Source organism: Flavobacterium terrisoli, from assembly GCF_030167905.1.
GTDB classification, from domain to species: domain Bacteria; phylum Bacteroidota; class Bacteroidia; order Flavobacteriales; family Flavobacteriaceae; genus Flavobacterium; species Flavobacterium terrisoli.
In genome coordinates, this window is the sequence record NZ_JARGNA010000004.1 from 94732 (window position 1) to 107683 (window position 12952).

The 12952-nt window shown below is 38.3% G+C and carries 11 protein-coding genes; 4 read left to right on the forward strand and 7 right to left on the reverse strand.

The window, feature by feature from the left end:
• The first annotated feature begins 132 nt into the window (after window positions 1-132).
• The 4 genes from ychF to P1K33_RS06195 all read left to right on the forward strand — a co-directional run bounded on the left by ychF (window position 133) and on the right by P1K33_RS06195 (window position 6464).
• The gene (ychF, locus tag P1K33_RS06180) at window positions 133-1227 is read left to right on the forward strand and encodes a redox-regulated ATPase YchF (protein ID WP_284652039.1); all 1095 of its coding nucleotides are present in this window, start codon (window positions 133-135) and stop codon (window positions 1225-1227) included.
• Between the two features lie 214 nt (window positions 1228-1441).
• The gene (locus tag P1K33_RS06185; protein ID WP_284652040.1) at window positions 1442-3298 is read left to right on the forward strand and encodes a DNA topoisomerase IV subunit B; all 1857 of its coding nucleotides are present in this window, start codon (window positions 1442-1444) and stop codon (window positions 3296-3298) included.
• A gap of 27 nt (window positions 3299-3325) precedes the next feature.
• Entirely contained in the window at window positions 3326-6046 is a 2721-nt protein-coding gene (locus P1K33_RS06190; protein WP_284652041.1) for a DNA gyrase/topoisomerase IV subunit A, read from the forward strand.
• Between the two features lie 31 nt (window positions 6047-6077).
• Window positions 6078-6464: a hypothetical protein gene (locus P1K33_RS06195; RefSeq protein WP_284652042.1), complete on the forward strand. Its 387-nt coding sequence runs from the start codon at window positions 6078-6080 to the stop codon at window positions 6462-6464.
• Between the two features lie 50 nt (window positions 6465-6514).
• Here P1K33_RS06195 and P1K33_RS06200 read toward each other — a convergent pair whose 3' ends face one another.
• The 7 genes from P1K33_RS06200 to P1K33_RS06230 form a co-directional block, all read right to left on the reverse strand.
• Window positions 6515-8293: a cytochrome-c peroxidase gene (locus P1K33_RS06200; protein ID WP_284652043.1), complete on the reverse strand. Its 1779-nt coding sequence runs from the start codon at window positions 8291-8293 to the stop codon at window positions 6515-6517.
• 63 nt (window positions 8294-8356) lie between these two features.
• Window positions 8357-9832, reverse strand: coding sequence for an alkaline phosphatase PhoX (locus tag P1K33_RS06205; RefSeq protein ID WP_284652045.1), 1476 nt, complete (start codon window positions 9830-9832; stop codon window positions 8357-8359).
• Window positions 9833-10066: 234 nt separating this feature from the next.
• Window positions 10067-10468 carry a hypothetical protein gene (locus P1K33_RS06210; RefSeq protein ID WP_284652046.1) on the reverse strand — a complete coding sequence of 134 codons (402 nt, stop codon included), beginning with the start codon at window positions 10466-10468 and terminating at the stop codon, window positions 10067-10069.
• An 11-nt stretch (window positions 10469-10479) separates the two neighbouring features.
• A complete protein-coding gene (locus P1K33_RS06215) occupies window positions 10480-11337 on the reverse strand; it encodes a TerC family protein (protein ID WP_284652047.1) in 858 nt (285 codons plus the stop codon).
• An 85-nt stretch (window positions 11338-11422) separates the two neighbouring features.
• Complete coding sequence (locus P1K33_RS06220) at window positions 11423-11824, reverse strand: DNA topoisomerase IV (protein ID WP_284652048.1); 402 nt, start codon at window positions 11822-11824, stop codon at window positions 11423-11425.
• Between the two features lie 337 nt (window positions 11825-12161).
• Window positions 12162-12734, reverse strand: a complete 573-nt coding sequence (locus P1K33_RS06225; RefSeq protein ID WP_284652049.1) for a DUF1572 family protein — start codon at window positions 12732-12734, stop codon at window positions 12162-12164.
• Window positions 12724-12951, reverse strand: a complete 228-nt coding sequence (locus P1K33_RS06230; protein WP_284652050.1) for a DUF6095 family protein — start codon at window positions 12949-12951, stop codon at window positions 12724-12726. Before P1K33_RS06230 ends, P1K33_RS06225 begins: the two co-directional genes overlap by 11 nt.
• Window position 12952: the final 1 nt, after the last annotated feature.

A 12952-nucleotide genomic window follows, 5' to 3' on the forward strand; every position in this document is an offset into this window, starting at 1 on the left:
TCAAATCTCCAGCAGTTTTTCCGCTTTGTTACTTGGTTTTATTACGTTATATTTGCACACTTTTAAAAACAAGCATACTTATGAAACGCGTCAGCGTTACATATTACCGATAGAAAAAAATATTCAAGAAATATGAAAGCAGGAATTGTAGGATTGCCAAACGTAGGGAAATCAACTTTATTTAATTGTTTATCTAATGCCAAAGCACAAAGCGCGAACTTTCCGTTTTGTACTATCGAACCCAATATTGGTGTGGTAAACGTTCCTGATCCAAGAATCAACAAATTGGAAGAATTGGTAAAACCGGAACGCGTTCAAATGGCTACCGTTGATATTGTTGATATCGCCGGATTGGTAAAAGGAGCTAGCAAAGGTGAAGGTTTGGGTAATCAATTTTTGGCTAATATCAGAGAGTGTAACGCTATCATACACGTGTTGCGTTGTTTTGATAATGACAATATTGTTCACGTTGACGGGAATGTAAACCCAATACGCGACAAAGAAACGATCGATATCGAATTGCAGTTGAAAGACTTGGAAACCGTTGAAAAACGTTTAGAAAAAGTAAACCGCGCTGCTAAAACCGGAAATAAGGAAGCACAAGTGGAAAAAGCTTTCCTGGATAGAATCCGTGAAGCTTTATTACAGGCAAAATCAGCCCGTACGGTTGTGCCTCAAAATGCTGATGAAGAAGCATTGATGGAAGATTTCCAATTGATCACGACCAAACCGGTATTGTATGTTTGTAATGTAGATGAAACATCTGCCGTTAACGGAAACAAATATGTAGACCAGGTTCGTGAACTGGTAAAAGATGAAGATGCTGAAGTAATCATTTTATCAGTAGGAGCAGAAGCCGATATTACCGAATTAGAAACTTACGAAGAGCGTCAGGTTTTCCTGGAAGATATGGGATTGACTGAACCGGGTTCGGCAGTATTGATTCGTGCTGCATACAAGTTATTAAAGCAACAAACGTATTTCACCGCCGGAGTTAAGGAAGTTCGTGCGTGGACTATTAATATTGGTGATACCGCACCAAAAGCGGCCGGCGTAATCCATACCGATTTTGAAAAAGGATTTATCCGTGCGGAAGTAATTGCTTATGAAGATTATGCTAATTATGGTTCGGAAGCCAAAGTAAAAGAAGCCGGAAAACTAAGAGTAGAAGGAAAAGAATACATCGTAAAAGATGGTGATGTAATGCATTTCCGTTTTAATGTGTAAGTTAAGAGATAAGAAAATAGAATAAAAATATAGACAAGCTGCTGAAGAAATTTAGCAGCTTTTTTTTATGCACTAAATAGTCTATTCTCTTTATTCTATTTTCTATATTCTTTTTTGAAAAATTTGTCAAAAACATTCTTAATAACTTTGATAAGTATCATTTCAAAAATCAGCCTAATTCCTTTATATTAGCAGAAAATCGTTAGTTTTTAAAATGTCAGAACAAAATCAATATACCGAAGACAATATCCGTTCGCTCGACTGGAAAGAACACATCCGAATGCGTCCCGGGATGTATATCGGGAAACTCGGTGATGGTTCTTCACCCGATGATGGTATTTATATTTTGCTTAAGGAAGTCATCGACAACTGTATCGATGAGTTTGTCATGGGTGCCGGAAAAGTCATTGAAGTGACTATCAAAGACAAATTGGTTACTGTACGTGATTATGGCCGTGGGATTCCATTAGGGAAAGTCGTTGACGTTGTGTCCAAAATGAATACTGGTGGAAAATACGACTCCAAAGCGTTTAAGAAATCCGTAGGTTTGAATGGAGTGGGTACCAAAGCCGTAAATGCTTTGTCCAATTATTTCCGTGTGGAATCCGTTCGCGATAACCAACAAAAAGCCGCTGAGTTCTCTGCCGGAAATCTGACCATTGAAGAAGACGTTCAGGAATCCACCAAACGCAAAGGAACCAAAGTGGCTTTCGTTGCCGATGAAGCCATTTTCAAAAACTACAAATACCGTAATGAGTATGTAATCAAAATGCTCAAAAACTACTGTTACCTGAATACCGGTTTGACCATTTATTACAATGGCGAAAAGTATTATTCGGATAATGGTTTAAAGGATTTATTGGAAGAAACCATAGCCGAAGAAGACATGCAATATCCAATCATCCATTTGTTGGGTGAAGATATCGAAGTAGCTTTGACGCACAGTAAATCGCAATACTCAGAAGAATACCATTCGTTTGTGAATGGACAAAATACAACCCAAGGAGGAACGCATTTAGGCGCTTTCCGCGAAGCGATTGTCAAAACCATCAAAGAGTTTTACAACAAACCTTTTGAAGCGTCAGATATTCGTAAATCGATTGTGTCTGCGATTTCAGTAAAAGTGGAAGAACCGGTTTTTGAATCACAAACCAAAACTAAATTGGGCTCGACCGATATCGGTCCGAAAGGTCCATCGGTGCGAACGTTTGTAAACGACTTTATCAAAACCAAACTCGATAATTTCTTGCACAAAAATCCTGAAGTAGCCGATTTGCTATTGCGCAAAATCCTTCAGGCGGAAAGAGAACGTAAGGAATTATCCGGAATTAGAAAGTTAGCCAAAGACAGGGCCAAAAAAGCAAGTCTGCACAATAAAAAATTGCGCGATTGCCGCGTGCATTTAACCGATGCTAAAAACCCAAGAAGTCTGGAAAGTACGCTTTTCATTACCGAGGGAGATTCGGCTTCGGGTTCGATTACCAAAAGCCGTGATGTGAATACGCAGGCCGTGTTTAGTTTGCGTGGTAAGCCTTTGAATTCTTATGGCATGACCAAAAAGATTGTGTATGAAAACGAAGAGTTCAATTTACTTCAGGCTGCTTTGGATATCGAAGAAGACATGGGCGACTTGCGTTACAACAATATCGTAATCGCTACCGATGCCGATGTCGATGGTATGCACATCCGTTTGTTGTTGATTACTTTCTTTTTGCAGTTTTTCCCTGAGTTGATTAAGGATGGTCATTTATACATTTTGCAAACACCATTGTTCCGTGTGCGAAATAAGAAGGAAACCATCTATTGTTATAGCGAAGAAGAAAGAGTAAACGCCATCGAAAAACTAAAACCAAAGCCCGAAATCACGCGATTCAAAGGATTAGGAGAGATTTCACCCGACGAGTTCAAACATTTTATTGGTGATGACATTCGATTGGATCCGGTGATGTTAGACAAAGCCACATCGATTGAAACCTTACTCGAATTCTATATGGGTAAAAATACACCGGACAGACAGATTTTCATTATCAATAATCTGAAAGTGGAATTGGATGTGGTGGAGAAAAATTAATTAGAAGATTACAGAAGTTCAGCATAAATGAAAGACGAAGAAGAAGACGATAACATCCCAAATGATGACGACAACAACGAAGAGTTGAGCGAAGCTACAGGCGATGACGCAATGGATGAAGGCTTTGAAGACATCAAATCTTCAGGTGGCAACCATTTCTACGAAAACGATGAAAACCCGGAAGACACCATTACCAAAGTTACAGGAATGTACAAAGATTGGTTTTTGGATTATGCTTCCTATGTAATCCTCGAGCGTGCTGTTCCGGCCATTGAAGACGGATTCAAACCGGTACAGCGTCGTATCATGCATTCGATGAAAGAACTCGATGATGGTCGTTACAACAAAGTGGCGAACATCGTTGGACACACCATGCAGTATCACCCACACGGTGATGCCAGTATAGGTGATGCGATGGTGCAAATCGGTCAGAAGGATTTGATTATCGACATGCAGGGAAACTGGGGAAATATCCTCACGGGCGATGGTGCGGCTGCTTCACGTTATATCGAGGCGCGTATTTCTAAGTTTGGCCACGACGTTTTATATTCTCCAAAGATTACCCAATGGGGAATGTCTTATGATGGTCGTCGTGCCGAACCAATAAATCTTCCGGTAAAGTTCCCGTTGTTGTTGGCACAAGGTGCCGAAGGTATTGCCGTTGGTTTATCAACCAAAGTCTTGCCACATAACTTTAACGAACTGATAGAATGTTCGATTAAAGTTTTAAAGAATAAACCTTTTACTTTATATCCTGATTTCCCAACAGCCGGTATTGCCGATGTGTCGAATTACAATGATGGTATGCGTGGCGGACGTGTGCGTGTGCGAGCCAAAATTGGGCAGCTTGACAAGCAAACATTAGTGATTACCCAAATTCCGTTTTCAACCAATACGTCAACATTGATTGACAGTATTTTGAAAGCCAATGAAAAAGGAAAAATTAAAGTCAAAAAAATAGAAGACAACACCGCAGCAGAAGTCGAGATTTTAATCCATCTTCCGCCGGGCGTTTCTCCGGATAAAACCATTGATGCGTTGTATGCGTTTACCGCATGCGAAACTTCAGTAGCACCATTGGGCTGTGTGATTGAAAACCACAAACCTTTATTCATTGGTGTTTCGGATATGTTAAAAATCTCAACACATCGAACGGTTGATTTGCTCAAACGCGAGTTGGAAATTCAGTTGGACGAACTCGAAAACAAATGGCATTTCGCTACGTTAGAGAAAATCTTCATCAGAGAAGAAATGTACATTGATTTCAAATTGTACTCCGACAGGGAATCGCTTTACGTTTATATGTATGACCGATTCAAGCCTTTCCTAAAATCGTTTGTACGGGAAATCAACGATGACGATTTGCAAAAGCTGACGCAAATCCCGATGATCCGTATTACGCGTTTCGACTCGGATAAAGCGGATGATGCGATTGCGAAGCTGGAAGCTGAAATGGAAGAAGTAAAACACCATTTAGATCATATCATTGATTATACGATTGATTTCTTCCTAAAGCTAAAAGACAAATACGGCAAAGGCCGCGAACGTCAAACCGAGCTGAGAAGCTTTGATACCATTGAAGCGACGAAAGTAGTTTTGAGAAATACCAAACTCTATGTAAACAGGGAAGAAGGTTTCTTTGGAACCGGTTTGAAAAAAGACGAATACATTGCGGATTGTTCGGATATTGATGATGTGATTGTGTTCCTGCGTGACGGAAAAATGATGATTGCCAAAGTGGATGACAAGAAATTCGTTGGTAAGGACATTATTCATATTGCGGTTTTTGACAAAAATGACAAACGCACGATTTACAATATGATGTACCGAGATGGCAAAAACGGCTCAACGTTTATCAAGCGTTTCAATGTTTCCGGAATTACCCGCGATAAATTCTATGATTTGACACAGGAAAAAGCCGGAAGCCAGGTGTTGTATTTTTCTGCAAATCCAAATGGTGAAGCGGAAACCGTTACGATTTTGTTACGCCAAATCGGTAGTGTGAAGAAACTGAAATGGGATGTTGATTTCTCTGATATAGCCATCAAAGGTAGAGCTTCGCGCGGAAATACCGTAACCAAATATCCGATTAAGAAAATAGAACTCAAGGAAAAAGGAATTTCCACTCTGCGACCGCGTAAAGTGTGGTTTGACGATACGGTTCAAAGGCTGAATGTCGATGGAAGAGGTGAGTTGTTGGGCGAATTCAGGCCAAATGACCGTCTGCTGATTATCAACCAATCCGGGAAACTAAAAACGATTATTCCTGAGTTGACCACGCATTTTGACGAAGACATGATAGTGTTGGAAAAATGGCATCCGAAGAAACCGATTTCAGCCATTTATTTTGATGGGGAAAAAGACCGTTATTTTGTGAAACGCTTTTTGGTGGAAAACGAGAACAAAGAGGAAATCTTTATCACCGAACACGAAAAATCGCAATTGGAAGTCGTGTCAACCGATTGGCGACCAATGGCAGAAATTGTTTTTGCCAAAGTCAAAGGCGTGCAAAAAGATACCATCACAGTAGATTTGGAACAATTCATAGCCGTAAAAGGCATCAAGGCGATTGGAAACCAATTGACTACAGACAAACTGAAACAAGTCAACTTGCTGGAACCATTGCCATTCGAAGAACCGGAAGAAATCCAACCGGAAGATGTTGAAGTTACGGGAGAAGATAATGTATCCGATGATATTCAAACTGAAACTGGAGATGACGGACAAATCACTTTGAGTTTGGAATAAAAAAAAAATAATTAACCAATATACCAAAAAAATGAAAAAAAAATTTTTGCTACTTAGTTTCTTTCTTTTAAGCTTTACAGCTTTTAGTCAAGAAATAAAAATTGATAATGACATAGTAACTATTGACGGAAAACCGTGTCTCAAAATTGAAGGCGATGCCAATAATGTTTCCTTTCTGGATATGGATGGGAATGAACTATTTTTTTTAAAATTCATTCACAACAGCAAGTACGGTCGCGTTTACAATAAGATTACATTTTTGGATCAAAAACTGACTTTTACATCCCAATCCTATGTTTTCACTAAAAAACTTTTAATCAAAAAATTACTGGCCGACAAAACGTTAGTAGATTGCAAACTGGACCCAGACAAAGTTGAAAGGTTTGTTTTGAAATACGATGAAAATATAGAGAAATAAAATCCTTAATATTGATAAAAAACTCCCAATGGCTTGGGATTTTTTTATTGTTATTTATCGGTTAGTGTTTTCATAAAAGCTACTAGTGCTTGTTTTTCTTTAGCAGTCAGATTCAGTTTGTCTGAAGGTAAGGTTTGATTTTTGACTTCATAACCCAAACCGATGCCTCCGCCTTTGTTATAAAAATCAACGACTTCTTCCAAAGTATCAAAAACACCATTGTGCATATAAGGTGCGGTCTTAGCAATGTTTCTTAGGGTTGGCGTTTTAAACGCATGGTTGAGCTGTGCCATTTTGTATTGCGAAAACCGGCCTGAATCCGGGCTAATCATTTTTCCGGTTTTATCACTTGGCGTTCCAATGACTTCCTGTTCGGTTTTTTTATAAACCGGTGGAACGGTTCCGTTGAACAATGGGATAAAATGACAGGTCGCACATTTGGCTTTGCCTGCAAAAAGATTAAAGCCCAATTGCTCTTCTGCCGAATACAGTTTGGATTTGCCTTGCATATAATTGTCAAATTGGCTGTTGAACGCATTCAGCGAACGAATATAACTCGCCAATGCATTTTGCAATTGCCATTCTTCGAGATTTGAATTGGTTTTGAAAGCTTTTATAAATAGTACCTTATAAGTGTTGTCATCATTTAAACGCGAAATGCTTTCCTTGAGATTGCCATGCATTTCATCCTTGTTCTGAATCACGGCTAAGCTTTGTTTTTCTAAATCTGGCTGGCGCATGTCCCAAAACTGCGCATTCTGAAAGGCAGCATACGTCAACGTTGGTGTATTTCTGGAAAGCAATCCGCCGTTCAGCGAAGCATTTGTTTTCAGGCCGTCGGTAAAAGCATTTTCTGGATTATGGCAACTGGCACAGCTTCGGTCATTGCTTTTGGATAATTGTTTGTCGTAAAAAAGTTTTTCTCCCAATGCGACTTTCTCTTTGCTGAAACTATACTCTTTGGAAGGAATGAAGGCATTCACATCAAAGGTGTTTTTGTCAAATAAATTGGATGACTTAGGGTTGATGACATTGTTTCGGGAAACCAATTCGATTTTATTCTCTTTTTGCAAAACCGCCAGTTGTACACTGATTGGATTCAAATACTTGGTGATAAATTCCAGTCGGTTAAAAGTGTTGAAATCATTATTGTTTTGGCAATAAATTATAGCATTGTGTGTGAGTTTTTGCAAGTCTTTTTGAGTTTTTGAACTTTTTAATGATAAAGCATTTACAGTTGTTGTGATACTCTGCAAACTGCTTTCTGTTTCAGTGATGGATTGCAAAGCAATAGGAGAATCAAATCCGGTGATACCTAGTGTCAGTATGCGATAGACTTCCATGCGGGTTGCATCCATGACAAAGTCAGGAGTAATGGTAATGGCTTCAAAGTGCTTTTTTACTTGTTTTAAATTTCCGCTCAATATCCGAATCTCGCGAATCAAGTCTTTTTTTGAGGTTTTGACATAATTTGGAAAAATCATTTCTTCGATCACCTGAAAACCATTGGGTGCCAAAAATTTATTTTCTTCTACTTCGAGTTCGTCCAAAGCCGGGCCATTGATAAAACGCGCCGGATCAGGGGTGAAATATTCCACAGCCCATTCTATTTTTTTATATTGACTGCGACATTTTTGGAAGGTTTTTTGAATATCGCTTTGGTTTTTGTCTTCTTTGACTGTTTTTTCAAAATCTTCAATTTTCAATTGTAGCGAATCCATTTTGACCATCAGGTCTTCCTGAAGTGAAATGGATTTGTATTCTTGAGTGCAGCTAAAGGTAAGGAATGCTAAAAAGGTTAGAATAAGTAGATTGTGTTTGTTTCCCATTTGAATGATAATAATGCAAAAAGCAACCGAAAACGGTTGCTCTTTTTGTTTTATTTGAATTGACTATCTCTGAACATTTCTGATGATGATGGTTTGCCCACCTTCTTTATTGGTGTTCAATCCACTGCCATCGGCATTTAAGAAAGCATCATTTTGCCAGGTATGCGGGTGAATATTTACCAGGAATGTATTTGGAACATTAATGATATCTGAAATATCTTCCATAGCACCATATTCCCAGCTGCCATATCGCATTTCACCGGTTTGATTGTAAGTAGCATTCCATATTGGATCGGTGCGTTTGTGGTTCATCGTCAACCAAGGTTTGATTTCTTTAGTTTTGATTTTGTATTGCCAGATATAGGAGTCATGTTGTGCCGCAGCATAAAAAGAATCACCATCTTCCTGTATGTAAACAAAGTTGTCAGTCACGCAAATGTTATCAGGATTGATTAATGAATGTCCCGGATTAGCATCGCCATCAACGACTAATTCTAATTTACCAACTAAAGGATTATTGTCGTTCAAAACCAATTTATAAATTCTTCCCCACATAGTATAACCGGCAACAGGAGCATTTGAACTGGCTTGTCCTGTAGCAGTAAAGTAGATTTCACGGTTATTTTTTGGGTTACCTTTTCTGTAATCAACGTCTTCCACTCTGGAAAAACGAATAGCTCCTAAACCGTTAACCGCAGTATTGATAGCTGCACCGGTTAGATTTGCTGCATTTGGGATTTCCACAAAGGAAACATCATAACTGTTTCCGGCTGTGATATTGGTTTCAGTTTGGTTGTTATCGTTTCTTTTTAAAGCGTATAATTTCCCGTTAGTCAAATCACCAACCGTGTTACTCATATACATAATTACCTGTCCGGCACTGGAATGTGATGTTGTGTATGATTGATCTTCACCAATCAAGATTACCGTTTTACCTGGATATGCTTTTTTAGTTAACGGTACGGCATTTTCCATACTTGCTTTTCCTAAGGCTGGTAATACTCTGTCTGTTCTACTTCTGTCTGAAACCAAACCAAAAGGATCAATTCCATGAACCATGCTTTCTTCACCACTTTCTCCTGCAGTCAAGAATAATGGTCCAAATCCGTGTTGGTCTATGGTAGCTAAAGTGGCAGAACACAAACGGGTTTGTCCACCAATACCATCAACAATGTATTCTCCTTTAATTGGTTTTAGAGTTTCATCAAAAAACACACGGGATACCGATTTTAAAATTTCGTGGTTCGTAATCATTACATACCCATCAGAATTTGGATCTTTCATGAATCCGGCGCCGTCGGGTTGTGCTCCATATACAAAAGATGGAGATTGTGGTAGCACATCAGGGCTACTGATTAAGGAAGTGATTTCTAAATTTTCAAAACCTTCTTTTGCAATGGCCAAAGGCGGCACGCTTGAAGAATGGTTAAAATCAATTTGTCTGTTGGTTCTTGCTGAGTTATCATCATTTTGACAACTGAAAAGTGTCACTGAGACTACCGCTAAAAGAGCTGTTTTTTTTAAATAGAATTGGTTCATAATGTTGTTTGTTTAATTAGTTTTTACCTGGACCAAAATTATTTTTTTAAAACCACTTTGTGATTAACGCTAGTTTTTCAATTGATGATAAAAAAGTAAATTCATTATTAGCTAAATGTAAAATTGTAAAGCTTTTGTAAAATAAAAGGCAACCTATTGTAAGTTGCCTTTTTTTGAGAATCTCTGAATGGTTTGTACCAATAAAAAATCCCGCTATTGGCGGGATTTTCTTTATTAATCGATGATGTAATCTATTTTTGTGAAGATAAGTTGCGCTCCGGATGGATTTCCTATAATGTCAAGTTGTAATCCTTTTAATTCGGCACCGCTATAACCACCGCCTTCGGCTTCTTTAATGCCTTCGATTCCTTTCCAGTCTTTTACCTGAACCAAACCCTTAGCAGAAAAATCTGTTCCGCTTATCAAAACTTCAATATGTGTGGCATCAATGTACCTTTCGAATATATAAGTCAAATTATCCGGATTGGATTGTATCTTCTCAGCCAACTTGTTTTTATATTCCTTGCTGTCAGGTTTATAGTTGTTGAATATCGGCTCTTTGTTATCCGTAATACTATAACTATTGCAGGATGTAATTGCAATAAGACATAAAAAAGCACTAGCGATATTCTTCATAGTCTTAAATATTAATTGGTAAGATCTTCATCCTTCAACTTGGTGTCAATGATATCATTGTTATGCAGTTTGACTGCATTTCTGCTTTTCTTCATTCTCAGGTTCAGGAATTCCACGAATAATGAGAAGAAGATAGAGAAGTACAAATAACCTTTCGGAATACTATTGACTTCGACATCATTACCAAAACGGAAATGCGCCAAGTGAGAACCTTCGGCCAATAACATTACGCCAATTAAGATTAAGAAAGATAAACCAAGGATTTGAATCGTTGGATGCTCGTTGACAAATTTAGAAACCGGTCCGGCAAAAATCATCATGATGATGATTGAAATCACTACCGATAATATCATAATAATCAAAGCGCCTTCGTAGCCAAAACCGCCTTCAGCCGGTTCTTTCATGCTCACCATTCCAACGGCAGTTAAAATACTGTCAAAGGAGAAAACGATGTTTAATAAAGCAATTTGTAAAATCGCCTGACCCAAAGTACTGCTGGCTTTTCCTTTTTCGCCATCTTCTTCGCCTTCTAATTTGTGGTGAATCTCGGAAACCGATTTGTACAACAGGAACAAACCACCACCAAAAATAATCAAGCTCTGTCCGGTAATACTGGCCTCAAAAAATCCCCAATCGATATGTAAAATTACATCCTGCAGACTCAAAACCCAAGTAATTCCGAATAACAGAATAACCCTGAAAAGCATTGCCAATAACAATCCGATGCGTCGGGCTTTGGGTTGGTCTTCGGCTTTTAGTTTCCCCGAAACGATAGACAGGAAGACAATGTTGTCAATCCCAAGAATGATTTCTAAAAAAGTTAAGGTCAGTAAAGCCATTAAGGCATTTGGCGTAAATAAAATTTCCATGTTTATTAATTATAGTTTTATTCCGCTGCGCTCTGATTTATTAATTTTTCTTAATATCAAATGCCTCGGGTTGCGGTTAACGCAGTTAATTTATTTTTGTTACAGTGCCGCGTTGTTTTTTGGCATCGCCCACAAATGAATAGTCAAAAGTATAACTATTCTTGTCAGTAGCCAAAATCGTCATACTAATGGCTTTTCGTTCGTTCATTGTTTTCGGATGTAGTTTCTGCAATATGAATTCGCAGTCATTGACCCAACGAACAGAAGCCGTGTCGGTTTTACCGTCGAAAGTTTCTATCTGCAGTGTTTCAGTTCTGGTGAAAGTTGACGTATGTTTTTTGCCATCGATTTCCTGAGTGAATTCAAAGGTTCCGGTTTTAAAATCGGCACAATTGCGTTCCCTGTCCGAACAGGACACGAGCGTAAGCGAACTGGCGAAGCATATGGCGATTAAAGCGAGTGGGAGTAGTGCTGTTTTTTTACTCATGTGAGTCAATTTTTGTATTCGTGAATCTTCGATTTCATTTTTTTTTTTTTTTTTTTGAAGCTATGTCCGGCTGTCCGCGCTACAAGGTAGCTTGCTGCCATCCGGGCTAGTTTATTTTAGTTCTTATATTTCATTTCCTGATAAAACAAAAACAAAACTATTGCTAAAATAAATAGCAGATTTAATGTATATGCAAAAATCATATTTCGTTTTCTGTTTTTCTCTAATTGTTCATCAGCCAATTTAGTTTGACAAAACTTGACAAATAGCCACCAATAAAATCCACCCAATAAATTATAGAAATCAGTCATATTTATTCGTGTATTCGTGGCTAATATTACTTTAGTTTGTCCAATTCATCATCCGTAAAGTTCTTAATGGCTTTGTCTTTCGCAAATTTCTCGGCATTGTAACTGTTCGACTTGTTTTTCGGGATGGAAAGTGAATTCCATTCGCCTTGTTTCAACATTTTGGCATAAAAAACAATCTGCCCAACATGATACGGATAATGTGCCAACTGACGATTAATCGCCTCAATTACGGTATGGCCTTCGTTGCGAATGTAAATAATGGTTTCCAATTGGTCCGGTGTCAAGGCGTTGATGGCATTGAAAAAACAATCCCAACCTTTGTTCCAGGAGTTTAACAGTTCTTCTTTGGTCGTAATGATTTCTTCAAATTCAGAGTCACGATTGCGCCATTCCTTTTCGCCATCGGTCGTTAGGAAATCGGTCCAGCGTGATAACATGTTTCCGGAAAGATGTTGGACAATCATCGCAATCGAATTGGTATCTTCATTTACGGAAATGAATAATTGTTCCGGTTCCAATTGTTCTATCGCTTTTTCTCCCAATATTTTATAGTAGAGAAACTGCTTTTCGATGCTTTCTAAATAGTGATTATTTATCATGATTGAATAAGGCGTCAGTTAGTGTTTTGATTCCTTTAAATAAAAAATAGACCGCTGTGAAACTAAGGGCAATTCCAACTGCCAAAACCAAATAATGCCACACATTTTTCTTGTTGATAAAGGCATTGTAAATCACACTCGGTCCAATGAACATCAATGGCAAAGCGTAAAGCATGAATTTTATTCCCTTGTCGAGTTGTGTTTTGTTTACCGGCATT

Coding starts and splice junctions, on each gene's coding strand:
- P1K33_RS06190 (WP_284652041.1), top strand. CDS start 3,326: ATGAAAGACGAAGAAGAAGACGATAACATCCCAAATGATGACGACAAC.
- P1K33_RS06185 (WP_284652040.1), top strand. CDS start 1,442: ATGTCAGAACAAAATCAATATACCGAAGACAATATCCGTTCGCTCGAC.
- ychF (WP_284652039.1), top strand. CDS start 133: ATGAAAGCAGGAATTGTAGGATTGCCAAACGTAGGGAAATCAACTTTA.
- P1K33_RS06220 (WP_284652048.1), bottom strand. CDS start 11,824: ATGAGTAAAAAAACAGCACTACTCCCACTCGCTTTAATCGCCATATGC.
- P1K33_RS06205 (WP_284652045.1), bottom strand. CDS start 9,832: ATGAACCAATTCTATTTAAAAAAAACAGCTCTTTTAGCGGTAGTCTCA.
- P1K33_RS06230 (WP_284652050.1), bottom strand. CDS start 12,951: ATGCCGGTAAACAAAACACAACTCGACAAGGGAATAAAATTCATGCTT.
- P1K33_RS06225 (WP_284652049.1), bottom strand. CDS start 12,734: ATGATAAATAATCACTATTTAGAAAGCATCGAAAAGCAGTTTCTCTAC.
- P1K33_RS06195 (WP_284652042.1), top strand. CDS start 6,078: ATGAAAAAAAAATTTTTGCTACTTAGTTTCTTTCTTTTAAGCTTTACA.
- P1K33_RS06215 (WP_284652047.1), bottom strand. CDS start 11,337: ATGGAAATTTTATTTACGCCAAATGCCTTAATGGCTTTACTGACCTTA.
- P1K33_RS06210 (WP_284652046.1), bottom strand. CDS start 10,468: ATGAAGAATATCGCTAGTGCTTTTTTATGTCTTATTGCAATTACATCC.
- P1K33_RS06200 (WP_284652043.1), bottom strand. CDS start 8,293: ATGGGAAACAAACACAATCTACTTATTCTAACCTTTTTAGCATTCCTT.